The following is a 14856-nucleotide window of genomic DNA, read 5'->3' as shown; positions in this document are numbered from 1 at the left end:
TGGGGCATCTACAGCGGCTACGAACTGTGCGAGAACACCCCGCTGCGCGAAGGCAGCGAGGAATACCTCGACTCGGAGAAGTACCAGCTCAGGCCACGCGACTGGGAAGCCGCCGAACGCGAGGGCCGCACCCTCGCCCCGCTCATCACCCGCCTCAACGCCATCCGGCGGGCCCGGCCGGCGCTGCGCCAACTGCGCAACCTCCGCTTCCATCGGACCGACAACGACGCCCTCATCGCGTACAGCAAGCGCTCGGGGTCCGACGTCGTCCTGGTGGTCGTCAACCTCGATCCGCACCACACGCAGGAGGCGACGGTCTCGCTGGACATGCCGCGACTCGGCCTGGACCGGGACGAGTCCGTGCCGGTGCGCGACGAACTCACGGGAGAGACCTACCACTGGGGCCGGACGAACTACGTGCGACTGGAGCCCGGCCGGGCCCCCGCGCACGTCTTCCACGTCCAGCGGTCGTCCACCGCGCCCCGGAACGGAGGGTCGACCACCTCATGACCGTCAACGAGCCCGTACCGGACACCTTCGAGGACACGCCCGCCAAGGACCGCGACCCGGACTGGTTCAAGAGGGCCGTGTTCTACGAGGTCCTGGTCCGCTCCTTCCAGGACAGCAACGGCGACGGCGTCGGCGACCTGAAGGGCCTGACCGCCCGACTCGACTATCTCCAGTGGCTCGGCGTGGACTGCCTGTGGCTCCCGCCGTTCTTCAAGTCGCCGCTGCGGGACGGCGGTTACGACGTCTCCGACTACACGGCCGTGCTGCCGGAGTTCGGGAACCTGGCCGACTTCGTGGAGTTCGTCGACGCCGCCCACCAGCGCGGCATGCGGGTGATCATCGACTTCGTGATGAACCACACCAGCGACCAGCACCCGTGGTTCCAGGAGTCCCGCAAGAACCCCGACGGCCCCTACGGCGACTACTACGTCTGGGCCGACGACGACAAGCAGTACCAGGACGCCCGGATCATCTTCGTCGACACCGAGGCGTCCAACTGGACGTACGACCCGCTGCGGGGGCAGTACTACTTCCACCGGTTCTTCTCCCACCAGCCGGACCTCAACTACGAGAACCCGGCCGTGCAGGAGGAGATCCTGGCCGCGCTCCGCTTCTGGCTGGACCTGGGCATCGACGGCTATCGGCTGGACGCCGTGCCCTACCTGTACGCCGAGGAGGGCACCAACTGCGAGAACCTGCCCGCCACGCACGCCTTCCTCAAGCGGGTCCGCAGCGAGATCGACGCGCTCTACCCGGACACCGTGCTGCTCGCCGAGGCCAACCAGTGGCCGGAGGACGTCGTCGACTACTTCGGGGACTACTCCACCGGCGGCGACGAGTGCCACATGGCGTTCCACTTCCCGGTGATGCCGCGCATCTTCATGGCGGTGCGCCGCGAGTCCCGCTACCCGGTGTCCGAGATCCTCGCCAAGACCCCCGCGATCCCGTCGGGCTGCCAGTGGGGCATCTTCCTGCGCAACCACGACGAGCTGACCCTGGAGATGGTCACCGACGAGGAACGCGACTACATGTGGGCCGAGTACGCCAAGGACCCCCGGATGCGCGCCAACATCGGCATCCGCCGCCGGCTCGCCCCGCTGCTCGACAACGACCGGCACACCATCGAGCTGTTCTCCGCCCTGCTGCTCTCCCTGCCGGGCTCGCCGATCATCTACTACGGCGACGAGATCGGCATGGGCGACAACATCTGGCTCGGCGACCGCGACGCCGTACGCACCCCCATGCAGTGGACCCCGGACCGCAACGCGGGCTTCTCCACCTGCGACCCCGGACGGCTGTCGCTCCCCACGATCATGGACCCGGTCCACGGCTACCAGGTGACCAACGTCGAGGCGTCGATGGCCTCGCCGTCCTCGCTGCTGCACTGGACCCGCCGGATGATCGAGATCCGCAAGCAGAACCCGGCCTTCGGCCTCGGTACGTACACCGAGCTGCCGTCCTCCAACCCGGCGGTGCTCGCCTTCCTCCGGGAGGCGCCCTCGAACGGGGAGGACGGGGACGACCTGGTGCTGTGCGTCAACAACTTCGCGCGGTTCGCCCAGCCCACCGAGCTGGACCTGCGCGAGTTCGCCGGGCGGCACCCGGTCGAGCTGTTCGGCGGGGTGCGATTCCCGGCCATCGGCGAACTGCCGTATCTGCTGACCCTCGGGGGCCACGGCTTCTACTGGTTCCGGCTCACCCGAGTCGCATCCCGCATCGGCCGCCGCGCGTGAGCGCGGGCCGAGGAAAGGACGCGTCACCATGCCGAACACCGCATCCCTGCGCCCGAGACCGGCGCAGCTCACCGAGCCCATGGCGTCGCTCGGCGAGTTGCTGCGGGACTGGCTGCCCAGGCAGCGCTGGTTCGCGGGCAAGGACCGGCCCGTCACCGACCTGGGTCTGCTGTCGATGACGGAGCTGTTCCCCGGCTGTCTGCATCTGCTGGTCCACGCCGGTCACGGCACGGTGCCCGCGCCCGGCGGCGCGCCACCGGCCGGCGACTGCTACCAGTTGCTGCTCGGCGTGCGCGAGCACCCCTCCCCGAGGCTGGGCCGGGCGCTGATCGGCCAGGTGAGCGACGGTTCGCTGGCCGGTATGACGGTGTACGACGCGTTGCGGGACCCCCGGATGGCCCAGTTGCTGCTGGAGCGGCTGCGGCATCCGGGCAAGGCGGGTCCGCTGCGCTTCGAGGCGGACCCGGCGCGGCCGGTGCCCGCCGGGCTGGCGCCGCGGCTGCTGGACGCCGAGCAGTCCAACTCCTCGCTGGTCTACGGCGACGAGTTCATCCTCAAGCTGTTCCGGCGCATCCAGCCCGGGGTCAACCCGGATCTGGAGGTGCCGGGGGCGCTGGCCCGGCAGGGGTGCGGCCGGGTGCCCGCGCCGGTGGCGTGGTTCCGCACCTCGCATCCGTGGCAGGCGACGCTGGGCGTGCTCCAGCCGTTCCTGCACGACGCCACCGACGGCTGGTCGCTGGCGCTGGACGCGCTGGCGGCCGGCGACGACTTCACCGCGCAGGCCCGCGAGCTGGGCCGGGCCACCGCCGATGTGCATCTGGCGCTGGCCTCGGCGTTCCCGTCCGGGGCCGGCGCGGAGAACGCGCGGACGGCGGCGGCGATGACCGAGCGGCTGACCGCCGCCGCGCACTGCGTCCCGGCGCTGCGCCCCTTCGTGCCGAAGCTGCGGTCCGCGTTCGCCGCGCTGACCACCTGCGACCTCGGGCCGCCCGCCCAGCGCGTCCACGGCGACCTGCACCTGGGGCAGGTGCTGCGGGCCGGCCGGGACTGGTTCGTCATCGACTTCGAGGGCGAACCCTCCCGCCCGCTCAGCGAGCGCCGCAGCGTCCACTCCCCCGTGCGGGACATCGCCGGCATGCTGCGCTCCTTCGACTACGCCGCCCGTCAGCGCCGGCCGTGGCGCCCGCAGTGGGCGCGCCGCTGCCGCGAGGCGTACTGCGCGGGCTACGCCGTCCGGGCCGGCTGGGACCCGCGCAAGAAGCACGGTCTGCTGCGCGCCTACGAGACGGACCGGGCCGTGTACGAGGTGCTGTACGAGGCCCGGCACCGCCCCGACTGGCTTCCCGTACCCATGGCGGCGATCGAACGACTCGCCGTGAGAGGAGACTGACATGGCCCTCCGCGACACCTCGCTCCCCGAGCCGTCCGGTCCGGTCCCGCACCCCGCCGGGCCGGCCGGTGCCGCGCCGCCGCTGGGCGCGGCCGACCGGGGGCGCCTGCTGGCGGGCGCCCACCACGATCCGCACGCGCTGCTCGGCGCCCACCCGGTGCCCGGCGGGATCGCCTTCCGGGTGCTGCGGCCCTGCGCCCGCGCGGTGAGCGTGGTCACCGGCGGCGAGCGGCACCCGCTGGTCCCGGAGGGCGACGGCCTGTTCTCCGGGGTGCTGCCGCTGCCCGAGATCCCGGCGTACACGCTGCTGGTGGAGTACGAGGAGGGCGAGCAGGAGACCCACGACCCGTACCGCTTCCTGCCCGCGCTCGGCGAACTCGACCTGCATCTGATCTCCGAGGGCCGGCACGAGCAGCTCTGGCGGGCGCTCGGCGCGGAGCCGATGGTCCACGAGGGCGTCACCGGCACCCGCTTCACCGTCTGGGCGCCCAATGCCCAGGGCGTGCGGGTCGCGGGCGACTTCACGTACTGGGACGGCACCGCGTTCCCGATGCGCTCGCTGGGCTCGTCGGGCGTGTGGGAGCTGTTCCTGCCGGGGATCGGCGAGGGCGCCACGTACAAGTTCGAGATCCACTCGCGGTACGGCCGGCGCTTCCTCAAGGCCGACCCGATGGCCCGGCGCACCGAGGAACCGCCGGACACCGCGTCGGTGGTGACGGCCTCGCACTACCAGTGGGGCGACGAGGAGTGGCTGCGGGGCCGGGGCGCGACGCCCGTGCACCAGGCGCCGTTCTCGGTGTACGAGGTGCACCTGCCGTCCTGGCGTCCGGGGCTGACCTACCGGCAACTGGCCGAGGAGCTGCCCGCGTACGTCAAGGACCTGGGGTTCACCCACGTCGAGCTGATGCCGGTCGCCGAGCACCCCTACGGGCCGTCCTGGGGCTACCAGGTCACCGGGTTCTACGCGCCGACCGCGCGCCTGGGCACCCCGGACGACTTCCGGTACCTGGTGGACGCGCTGCACCGGGCCGGGATCGGGGTGATCATGGACTGGGTGCCGGCGCACTTCCCGAAGGACGACTGGGCGCTGGCCCGCTTCGACGGGGACCCGCTGTACGAGCCCGGGGACGAGCGGCGCGCGACCCACCCGGACTGGGGCACGTACACCTTCGACTTCGCCCGCACCGAGGTGCGCAACTTCCTCGTCGCCAACGCCGTGTACTGGTGCGAGGAGTTCCACATCGACGGGCTGCGGGTCGACGCGGTCGCCTCGATGCTGTACCTGGACTACTCGCGCGACTGCGGGCAGTGGGAGCCCAATGTGTACGGCGGCCGGGAGGACCTGGCGGCGATGGCGTTCCTCCAGGAGATGAATGCCACCGTCTACCGGCGCTGCCCCGGGGTGGTGACCATCGCGGAGGAGTCCACCGCGTGGGGCGGGGTGACCCGGCCCACCGACGCGGGCGGCCTCGGCTTCGGGTTCAAGTGGAACATGGGGTGGATGCACGACTCGCTGGAGTACGTCGCGCACGAGCCGGTGCACCGCAAGTACCACCACCACGAGATGACGTTCTCGATGGTGTACGCCTACAGCGAGAACTTCGTCCTGCCGATCTCCCACGACGAGGTCGTGCACGGCAAGGGGGCGCTGGTGTCGAAGATGCCCGGCGACTGGTGGCAGCGGCGGGCGAACGTCCGGGCGTACCTGGGCTTCATGTGGGCCCACCCCGGCAAGCAGCTCCTGTTCATGGGGCAGGAGTTCGCGCAGGGCGCGGAGTGGTCGGAGAAGCAGGGCCCGGAGTGGTGGCTGCTGGACGACGGGTACCACTCGGCGGGCGACCACCGCGGGGTGCGGGACCTGGTCCGCGATCTCAACGCCCGCTACCGGGAGGTTCCGGCACTGTGGCAGCGGGACACCGATCCGGCCGGTTTCCGGTGGGTCGCGGTGGACGCCGCCGACGACAACGTCTTCGCGTTCCTGCGCCACGGCACCGACGGTTCCCCGCTGCTCGCGGTGTCGAACTTCTCGCCGGTGGTGCGGCACGAGTACCGGCTCGGCGTCGGCACGGACGCGGACGCCTGGCAGGAGGTCCTCAACACCGACGCCGCCCGGTACGGCGGCAGCGGTCTCACCGGCCCGGACCCGGTGAAGCCGGAGGACGGGAGCATCCGGCTGACCCTGCCGCCGCTGGCCACGGTGTGGCTGATGCCGTACGTCCCGTGAAGCCATGCGGCGCGGCCAGGTGTCCGACCGGCCCATGAGGGGCAGGCGGGGTCCTGCGACCGAGGAACCCCTCGTCGTCGCCGCAGGCTCACAGAAAGGGCGGCATCACGTGCGCACCGTCGGAGTGGAGGAAGAACTCCTCCTGGTCGATCCCGAGACCGGCGAGCCCCGGGCGATGTCCGCGGCGGTACTCGCGCGGGCCGCGCGGGAACCGGGCGATGAGGATGTCTTCGAGAAGGAACTGCACGACCAGATGCTGGAGTTCGCCACGCATCCGCAGGAGGACATGGAGAAGCTGCACGCGGAGATCGTCCGCTGCCGCGAGGAGGCCGCCCGGCACGCCGGGGGCATCGGCTGCGCGGTCGCGGCGCTCGCCACCTCTCCCCTGCCGGCCAGCCCCGCCGTGGGCGTTAGCCGGCGCTACCAGTGGATGACGGAGCAGTACGGCGTCGTGGTCCACGAGCAGCTCGTCATGGGCTGCCATGTGCATGTCGCCGTCGACTCCGACGAGGAGGGCGTCGCCGTCGTCGACCGGGTGCGGCCCTGGCTGCCGGTGCTCACCGCGCTCAGCGCGAACTCGCCGTTCTACCAGGGCAAGGACTCCAGCTACAGCAGTTACCGCAGCCGGGTCTGGCAGCGCTGGCCGTCGGCCGGGCCGACCGAGCTGTTCGGATCGGCGGAGACGTACCACCAGCGGGTCGCCGACATGGTCGCCACCGGCACCCTCCTGGACGAGAAGATGGTCTACTTCGACATCCGGCTCTCCGAGCAGTACCCGACCGTGGAGTTCCGGGTCGCCGACGTCTGTCTGCGCTCCGGCACCGCCGTGCTGGTGGCCACCCTGGCGCGCGCACTGGTGGAGACCGCCGTCCGGCAGTGGCGGGCGGGCGAGGAGCCGGCCGGCCCCAGCGTGAGCCTGCTGCGCCTGGCCGCCTGGCGGGCCGCCCGCTCGGGGCTGACCGGGGAACTGCTGCACCCCGCGACCATGCGCCCGGCGCCCGCCGAGACCGTCGTAGGCGCCCTGCTCGAACACGTCGAGGAGGCGCTGGCCGACAACGGCGACCTGGAGCGGGCCCGGAAGGGCTGCGCGGAGGTGCTGCGCGACGGCAACGGGGCCATGGTGCAGCGGGAGCTGCTGGAGCGCACGGGCAGCCTGCGGGACATCGTCACGGAGTGCGTGCGCCTCACCCAGGAGTGAGCGCCCCAGGGCCCGCGGGGCGCCGGAAAGTGCTCCCGGGCCGCCCTGGGCTCCCGCGGCTCCCGGGCGGCCCGGTCAGAGCATCAAGGCGATGGCGTACGCCAGGAAGCCCGCCGCGATGAGGACGACGAGGCCCAGGATCACCGCCAGGGGTGCCTTGGCCCAGCCCTTCGTGGGGTTGTGCGTCTCCTGGGGGCCCGCCTCGGGAAGGCTGCTCTCCGCGGGCGGGGTCTCGCCGGGCGGCACACCGCCGCCCGGCTCCAGGCCGGTGGTGCGCTCGGGTTCGGGGTCGGGGTTCGTATAGCTCATGCCCTACGGGTCCCCCGATCGGGCCGGGATCACCGGGCCGGGCACACTTCTGCCGTCCCGCCCCCCGGCCGGGCCCTCCTCGGCTAGATTCGAGCACCGCCGACGGACGGTATGCGTCGGCCGTCGCCGCCGCCCGTACCCGTCAGGAGCAGTGCATGCGCGAAGCTCTCGCTCCCTCCGCCGCCCCGCCGCTGACCGGCGGGCTCGCCGACTCCCTGTTCGAGACGGCGGCCCGGACGCCCGACCTGCCGCTGCTGGCCCGCCGCCCCGACCCGGCCGCGGCCCGCTGGGAGGAGGTCACGGCCGCCGAGGTCCGCGACGAGGTGGTCGACCTGGCCAGAGGGCTGATCGCCTCCGGAATCCAGCCGGGCCGGCGCGTCGCGATCATGGCACGGACCCGCTACGAGTGGACGGTGCTCAGCTACGCGCTGTGGGCGGTGGGCGCCGAGGTGGTGCCGATCTACCCTTCCTCCGCCCGCGACCAGGTCGAATGGATTCTGCGGGACGCCGGGTGCGTGGCCGTCGTGGTCGAGGACGAGCAGGGCGTGATGACCGTCGGCTCGGTGTGCGCGACCCTGCCGTCGCTGCGCCATGTCTGGCAACTGGACGCGGGCGCCCTGGCCGAGCTGACCGCACGCGGCGCGCCGGTCCCGGCGCCCACCGTGGACTCCCTGCGCCGCATCGTCCTGCCGGACGCCACCGCGGTGGTCGCCTACACCTCCGGCACCTCCGGCCGCGCGCTGGGCTGCGCCCTGAGCCACCGGGGCCTGGCCAGTCCCTGCGACATCCTGCTGGCCGGCTGGGGCCACACCGCCGCGCCCCAGGGGGAACAGGGCTCCGTCCTGGCCTTCCTGCCGTTCTCCCATGTGTACGGGCTGATGATCCAGAGCCTGTGCGTGCGCGGCGGCCTGCTCATGGGGCACGAGCCGGAGATGAACGAGGCGGCGCTCGTCCCGGCGCTGCGCTCCTTCCGGCCGACGTACTTCTACGCCGTCCCCTCGGTACTGGAGAAGATCTACAAGAACTTCCTGCGCGCGGCCCAGCAGGCCGGCCGGGGCGCGCTGTTCGAACGGGCCGCGGCGACCGCCCGGGACTTCGCCGCGGCCCTGGAGCGCCGGAAGCTGGGCACCGGGCCGGGGCCCGGCCTCGACCTGCGGCTCCAGCACGCCCTGTACGAGCGGACGGTCTACCGCGGGCTGCGGGAGGCGCTGGGCGGCCGGGTGCGCCGCGCGACCTGCGGCGGCTCCCCGCTCAGCCGCGAGCTGTCGCTGTTCTACGAGGGCATCGGCATCTACGTGCACGACGGCTACGGGCTGACCGAGACCAGCGGCGGGGTGACGATGCAGCCGCTGGGCCGGGAGAAGTCCGGCACCGTCGGCACGGCGCTGCCCGGCACCGAGATCCGGGTCGCCGACGACGGCGAGATCCTGGTGCGCGGTCCGTCGGTCTTCCAGGGCTACCTCGGGGACGCCGCCGCCACCCGGTCCGCGCTGCGCGGCGACTGGCTGGCCACCGGCGACCTCGGCCACCTGGACGACGAGGGCTATCTCACGATCACCGGCCGCAAGAAGGACATCATCATCACCTCCGGCGGCAAGAGCGTCGCCCCGGCCGCGCTGGAGCAGCGCCTGCGGACGCACCCGCTGGTCCACCAGGCGGTCGTGGTCGGCGACAACCGGCCCTGCGTCGGTGCGCTGATCACGCTGGACCCGGAGTTCCTCACCCACTGGCGGGCCGCCCTCGCGCTCCAGGGCGACGCCCCGGCGCGGGAGGCCCGGGAGGAGAACGCGCTGCGCGAGGAGATCTCCCGCGCGGTGGCCGTCGCCAACAGCGCGGTGTCGCGGTCGGAGTCGATCCGGGTCTTCCGGGTGCTGCCCCGGCCGTTCGACGTGGCGGGCGGGCTGCTGACGCCCTCGATGAAGCTGCGCCGGGACGAGATCGTCCGGACCTACGCCTTCGAGATCGACGCGATGTACGCGGCACGCTCCCGCCCCCGGGAGCGGACCGCGGCCGACGAGACGGATGTATGGGACGACTCGGACAATGTCTTCCTGCGCTGACCGCCCCGCGCCGTGTCACCCTCGCCCATCTCTTCGAGGTCCCGTGCGGACAGGCGCGTAGGCTCTGCCCGCACGGGAACTAGCAGACGAAGGGGGCGCACGGGAAAGGACGAGACAGCCGGGCTGATGCCGGGCCGGGAAGGCGAAATGGCAGCCGAGTCGCGTTGGGACAGGACACTGGCTTCCGAGGAGATCACGAACCGCACCGCCAGCTTCAACGGGGAGCTGCACAATGTGACCGGTGCGCGGCTGGTCGCGGAGGAATTCCTCTACGACCTCGCGCGGGTGTCACCACCGACGGCCCCCGAGCACTGGGACGACATCCTGCTGGTCGTCACCGAGCTGGCGGCCAACGCGGTGCAGTACGCTCCGGGACCGTTCCGGCTGCGGCTGCGCCGCACCTTCGACGGGGTGCACGTGGCCGTGCACGACACCAATCCGACCCCGCCGACGCCACGGCCGTTCCATCCGAACCACGGCGGCGGCGGCATAGGGTGGCATCTGATCCACACACTGTGCGACCAGGTCAGCGTGATCCCCGACGAGCAGGGCAAGGACATCCACGTCTTCCTGCCCTGGTGACCGCCCCGGCCGGCCGGGCCCGGGGCGGCCCCTTGCGGAGAGAAGCCGCGCTCAGGACGCTGAGGCGGTCCGGGGCGGCAGGGTGGCGTAGTACTCGCCGACGGCCGCGAGGTACTCCGGGTCCATCGTCTCGCTGTCGGTACGGAACCGGGGCGCGGCCTTCACCTCGGCCCGGGTGCAGGAGACCGTGACCTTGCGGGCGGCGGTGTCGATGTCCGTGACCACCCCGACCGGCACCAGCACGCTGCGGCCGAAGACCCAGACGCCGGTGTCGACGACCAGGTGGCGCATCCCGAAGTGGTCGGCCTGGCGGTCCACCTGGCCGATGGTTCCGTCGGGCGCGACGACGGTGCAGTCCGTCAGGTCCTCTCCCTCGACGTGGCGGCTGTCCGGCGCGTACGACCAGATTCTGTCCATCGGCACAGTGCTCCTTCCCTCCCGGGCGGTGACGGGTCGTGGTCCGGGGCCCGGCCACCGCGGCCGGCCCGGTCTTACACAGCAGCAACTACCCTCCCGGCGCACCGCCATTCGGCGGGCGCCGCCCCACCTGCCGGACCCGGGCACGCGGCCCGCGTGTCGACAGCGTAAACCAGGTCGCCTACCCTGTTTACCGCGATCCATGCGGGGCCCTACCCGGACGCGGGAGGGCCGGACCCGGGCGGGTGCCGTCTTTTTGTTCCCTACTGCGCGCGTGCGTTAGCCTTCGGCGTATTTTCTCATCGGGCAGCTCCGCTGAACTGCGGAAATGCACGCACGACATACCAGGGCCGGCACCGTCGGTCCGGTGGTTCCGAGTCCTCGGTGGCGAGGGCTCCTGGGGAGCGGAACGAGGGTGCGCATGACCAGCGACAGCACCGGGACCGTCGACGCGGTGCCGGGCGACCAGGAGCTTCGACGACTCCTGGCCGGTTTGACGGCCGTCCGCGACGGCGACTTCGGCACCCGGCTGCCGGACGACGCCGACGGCCTGCTGGGCGACATCGCCAAGGTCTTCAACGGCATGGTGGACCAGTTGTCCGTGTTCACCTCCGAGGTCACCCGGGTGGCCCGCGAGGTGGGCACCGACGGCCGGCTCGGCGGGCAGGCGAAGGTGCCGGGGGTCTCGGGCACCTGGTCCGACCTGACCGACTCCGTCAACGCCATGGCGGGCAACCTGACCACTCAGGTCCGGGACATCGCCCAGGTGGCCACGGCGGTAGCCCGGGGCGACCTGTCCCAGAAGATCGACGTCGACGCCCGCGGCGAGATCCTGGAGCTGAAGAACACCATCAACACGATGGTCGACCAGCTCTCCGCCTTCGCCGACGAGGTCACCCGCGTCGCCCGCGAGGTCGGCACCGAGGGCCGGCTCGGCGGCCAGGCGGACGTCCAGGGCGTCCGCGGCACCTGGCGGGACCTGACCGACTCGGTGAACTTCATGGCGGGCAACCTGACCAACCAGGTCCGCAACGTCGCCCAGGTCGCCACCGCCGTGGCCAAGGGCGACCTGTCGCAGAAGATCACCGTGGACGCCCGCGGCGAGATCCTGGAGCTGAAGAACACCATCAACACGATGGTCGACCAGCTCTCCGCCTTCGCCGACGAGGTCACCCGGGTGGCCCGAGAGGTCGGCACCGCCGGCAACCTGGGCGGGCAGGCACAGGTGCGGGGCGTCTCCGGCACCTGGAAGGACCTCACGGACAACGTCAACGTGATGGCGTCCAACCTGACCCACCAGGTCCGCTCCATCGCCCAGGTCGCCACCGCCGTGGCCAAGGGCGATCTGTCGCAGCGGATCACGGTGGAGGCCAAGGGCGAGGTCGCCGCCCTCGCCGAGGGCATCAACACCATGGTCGACACCCTGTCGGCGTTCGCCGACGAGGTGACCCGGGTGGCCCGCGAGGTCGGCACCGAGGGCCGGCTGGGCGGCCAGGCGCACGTGCCCAACGTGGCCGGCACCTGGAAGGACCTGACCGACAACGTCAACTCCATGGCCAACAACCTCACCGGCCAGGTGCGCAACATCGCGCTGGTGACGACCGCCGTGGCCCGCGGCGACCTGTCGAAGAAGATCGACGTCGACGCCCGCGGCGAGATCCTCGAACTGAAGACGACCATCAACACGATGGTCGACCAGCTCTCCGCCTTCGCCGACGAGGTCACCCGGGTCGCCCGCGAGGTCGGCACCGAGGGCCGGCTCGGCGGCCAGGCCGAGGTCGAGGGCGTCTCCGGCACCTGGAAGCGGCTGACGGAGAACGTCAACGAACTGGCGGGCAACCTGACCCGGCAGGTCCGGGCCATCGCCGAGGTCACCAGCGCGGTCGCCGAGGGCGACCTGACCCGCTCCATCAACGTGGAGGCGTCCGGCGAGGTCGCGGAGCTGAAGGACAACATCAACGCGATGGTGGAGTCGCTGCGCGAGACCACCCGGGCCAACCAGGAACAGGACTGGCTCAAGACCAACCTGGCGCGGATCTCCTCCCTGGTGCAGGGCCACCGGGACCTGCCCGTGGTCGCCGAGCTGATCATGGACGAGCTGGTGCCGCTGGTCTCCGCCCAGTACGGCGCCTTCTACCTCGCCGAGGACGGCCCGAGCGGCCCCGAGCTGCGGCTCGTCGGCTCCTACGGCTCCCCCGACGACGAGCGGCCCACCCGGATCCCCTTCGGCCGCACCCTGGTCGGACAGGCCGCGCGCAGCCGCCGCACCATCATGGTGGACGAGCTGCCGCCCGACTACGTCACCATCTCCTCCGGCCTCGGCCAGGTGGTGCCCTCCGCCCTGGTGCTGCTGCCGATCGTGGTCGAGGGACAGGTCCTCGGCGTGATCGAGCTGGCGTCGGTCACCCCCTTCACCCAGATCCACCGGGACTTCCTGACCCAGTTGATGGAGACCATCGGCGTCAACCTCAACACCATCGTCGCCAACGCCCGCACCGACGAACTGCTCGCCGAGTCGCAGCGGCTGACCGCCGAGCTCCAGGCCCGCTCCACCGAGCTGCAGGTGCAGCAGGACGAGCTGCAGCGCTCCAACGCCGAGCTGGAGGAGAAGGCGTCGCTGCTGGTCGCGCAGAACCGGGACATCGAGGCGAAGAACCTCCAGATCGAGCAGGCCCGGCAGGAGCTGGAGGCCCGCGCCCAGCAGTTGTCGCTGGCCTCGAAGTACAAGTCGGAGTTCCTGGCCAACATGAGCCACGAGCTGCGCACCCCGCTCAACAGCCTGCTGATCCTCGCCCAGTTGCTCGCCCAGAACCCCTCGCGCAACCTCACCCCCAAGCAGGTCGAGTACGCGGGCATCATCCACTCGGCGGGCTCGGACCTGCTCCAGCTCATCAACGACATCCTGGACCTGTCCAAGGTCGAGGCCGGCAAGATGGACGTCGCGCCCGAGCGGGTCACGCTGCGCCAGCTCATCGAGTACGTGGAGGCCACCTTCCGGCCGATGACCACGCAGAAGGGCCTGGAGTTCACGGTGGCCACCGCGCCCGGCGCGCCGGCGGACCTGCTCACCGACGACTCCCGGCTCCGCCAGGTGCTGCGCAACCTGCTGTCCAACGCGGTGAAGTTCACCGAGCGCGGCGGGGTCGAGCTGCGGGTGGAACCGGCCGCGGACGAGGAGGTCCCCCAGGGCGTGGTCCGGGGCGGCGCCGTGGTGGCGTTCCGGGTCCGGGACACCGGCATCGGCATCCCCGAGCAGCACCTGGAGACCATCTTCGGCGCGTTCCAGCAGGCCGACGGCACCACCAGCCGCAAGTACGGCGGCACCGGCCTGGGGCTGTCCATCACCCGGGAGATCGCCCAGTTGCTGGGCGGCGCGGTGAGCGTGGACAGCACGCCGGGCCAGGGCAGCACCTTCACGCTGTTCCTGCCGGTCTCCCGCCCGGACTTCGAGGAGCTGCTGGGCCGCGGCCGGGACACCGAGCGCGCCGCCGCCGAGCTGGACGCCGGCGCCCCGGCCCGGCCGGTGCCGGTGCCGGAGCTGTCGGCGGGCAAGGGGCAGCGCCCCCGGCGGCTGCTGGTGGTGGAGGAACGGCCGCGCGGGCTGCTGACCCTGGTCGCCGAGAGCGTCGTCACCGACCTCACGCACGGCCGGGACGACGCCGGCTCCCGCCCCCCGCTGGACGTGATCACCGCCGTCGGCGCCCAGGAGGCCGCGGGCGCCCTGGCCGCCGACCCCTGCCACTGCGTCGTCCTGGAGCTGGGCATGCCCGACGGTGAGGCGTCCCGCTTCCTGCGGGCGCTGCGCGGCGACTCGGCGCTGGCCAGCGTGCCGGTGCTGGTGCACAGCGGGCACCGGGTGGACGAGGCGCTGGAGGAGGGCCTGCGCGCCGAGGGGACCGGCGGGGCGCTGGAGTTCCTCTCCAGCCTGGACGAGCTGCGCGAGCGGATCGCCCTGCACCTGTCCGCCGAGGAGCCCGGCGACGTCCTGTCTCTGGTCCGCTCCGAGGAACCGCAGCGCCTGGTGCCGCCGCTCACCCAGGAGCCGGCCGCCGGCCGCACGGTCCTGGTCGTCGACGACGACGCCCGCAACCTGTTCGCGCTGAGCGGCATCCTGGAACTGCACGGCCTGCGGGTGCTGCACGCCGACAACGGCCGCAAGGGCATCGACACCCTGCTGAACAACCCCGACATCGCGCTGGTGCTGATGGACGTGATGATGCCCGAGATGGACGGATACACGGCCACGGCGGAGATCCGCGCGATGCCCCAGTACGCCGAGCTGCCGATCATCGCGGTGACGGCGAAGGCCATGCCGGGCGACCGGGAGAAGTCCATCGCCGCCGGGGCCAGCGACTACGTCACCAAGCCGGTGGACACCGGCGACCTCATGGACCGCGTACGACGGTGGCTGCCGGCATGAGTGCGCCCGTCAC

At 72.0% G+C, this 14856-nt stretch carries 10 protein-coding genes; 8 read left to right on the top strand and 2 right to left on the bottom strand.

Annotated elements, in window-relative coordinates:
• The 5 genes from ACFY32_RS16445 to ACFY32_RS16425 all read left to right on the top strand — a co-directional run.
• Positions 1-510, top strand: a 510-nt coding sequence (locus tag ACFY32_RS16445) for a DUF3459 domain-containing protein (protein WP_390674521.1), incomplete at its 5' end; no start/stop codon positions are given.
• On the top strand, positions 507-2243 hold the full coding sequence (gene treS, locus ACFY32_RS16440; protein WP_390674520.1) for a maltose alpha-D-glucosyltransferase: 1737 nt from the start codon (positions 507-509) through the stop codon (positions 2241-2243). The genes ACFY32_RS16445 and treS, both read left to right, overlap by 4 nt.
• Before the next feature lie 28 nt (positions 2244-2271).
• A complete protein-coding gene (locus ACFY32_RS16435) occupies positions 2272-3633 on the top strand; it encodes a maltokinase (RefSeq protein ID WP_390674519.1) in 1362 nt (453 codons plus the stop codon).
• 1 nt (position 3634) lies between these two features.
• Positions 3635-5857: a 1,4-alpha-glucan branching enzyme gene (glgB, locus tag ACFY32_RS16430; RefSeq protein ID WP_359198985.1), complete on the top strand. Its 2223-nt coding sequence runs from the start codon at positions 3635-3637 to the stop codon at positions 5855-5857.
• Between the two features lie 109 nt (positions 5858-5966).
• On the top strand, positions 5967-7055 hold the full coding sequence (locus ACFY32_RS16425; protein WP_359198988.1) for a glutamate--cysteine ligase: 1089 nt from the start codon (positions 5967-5969) through the stop codon (positions 7053-7055).
• 75 nt (positions 7056-7130) lie between these two features.
• Here the strand turns inward: ACFY32_RS16425 and ACFY32_RS16420 are convergent, their stop codons facing one another.
• Positions 7131-7364: a DUF6480 family protein gene (locus ACFY32_RS16420; protein ID WP_390674518.1), complete on the bottom strand. Its 234-nt coding sequence runs from the start codon at positions 7362-7364 to the stop codon at positions 7131-7133.
• Between the two features lie 155 nt (positions 7365-7519).
• Between ACFY32_RS16420 and ACFY32_RS16415 the strand changes: the two genes are divergently transcribed.
• Entirely contained in the window at positions 7520-9424 is a 1905-nt protein-coding gene (locus ACFY32_RS16415; RefSeq protein WP_390674517.1) for an AMP-dependent synthetase/ligase, read from the top strand.
• Between the two features lie 147 nt (positions 9425-9571).
• Complete coding sequence (locus tag ACFY32_RS16410) at positions 9572-10006, top strand: ATP-binding protein (protein WP_359198997.1); 435 nt, start codon at positions 9572-9574, stop codon at positions 10004-10006.
• A 51-nt stretch (positions 10007-10057) separates the two neighbouring features.
• Here the strand turns inward: ACFY32_RS16410 and ACFY32_RS16405 are convergent, their stop codons facing one another.
• Positions 10058-10423 (bottom strand): PRC-barrel domain containing protein, encoded by a 366-nt coding sequence (locus ACFY32_RS16405; RefSeq protein WP_359199000.1) that lies wholly within the window; start codon positions 10421-10423, stop codon positions 10058-10060.
• 421 nt (positions 10424-10844) lie between these two features.
• Here ACFY32_RS16405 and ACFY32_RS16400 point away from each other — a divergent pair, with 421 nt between their 5' ends.
• On the top strand, positions 10845-14843 hold the full coding sequence (locus ACFY32_RS16400; protein ID WP_390674516.1) for a HAMP domain-containing protein: 3999 nt from the start codon (positions 10845-10847) through the stop codon (positions 14841-14843).
• Positions 14844-14856: the final 13 nt, after the last annotated feature.

Origin of the sequence: Streptomyces sp. NPDC000134 (assembly GCF_042899225.1) — a bacterium.
GTDB lineage: Bacteria > Actinomycetota > Actinomycetes > Streptomycetales > Streptomycetaceae > Streptomyces.
The sequence above is the reverse complement of the archived record's forward strand: the minus strand, read 5'-3'. Positions and strand labels throughout refer to the sequence as shown.

Coding starts and splice junctions, on each gene's coding strand:
- ACFY32_RS16400 (WP_390674516.1), top strand. CDS start 10,845: ATGACCAGCGACAGCACCGGGACCGTCGACGCGGTGCCGGGCGACCAG.
- ACFY32_RS16415 (WP_390674517.1), top strand. CDS start 7,520: ATGCGCGAAGCTCTCGCTCCCTCCGCCGCCCCGCCGCTGACCGGCGGG.
- ACFY32_RS16410 (WP_359198997.1), top strand. CDS start 9,572: ATGGCAGCCGAGTCGCGTTGGGACAGGACACTGGCTTCCGAGGAGATC.
- glgB (WP_359198985.1), top strand. CDS start 3,635: ATGGCCCTCCGCGACACCTCGCTCCCCGAGCCGTCCGGTCCGGTCCCG.
- ACFY32_RS16420 (WP_390674518.1), bottom strand. CDS start 7,364: ATGAGCTATACGAACCCCGACCCCGAACCCGAGCGCACCACCGGCCTG.
- treS (WP_390674520.1), top strand. CDS start 507: ATGACCGTCAACGAGCCCGTACCGGACACCTTCGAGGACACGCCCGCC.
- ACFY32_RS16405 (WP_359199000.1), bottom strand. CDS start 10,423: ATGGACAGAATCTGGTCGTACGCGCCGGACAGCCGCCACGTCGAGGGA.
- ACFY32_RS16435 (WP_390674519.1), top strand. CDS start 2,272: ATGCCGAACACCGCATCCCTGCGCCCGAGACCGGCGCAGCTCACCGAG.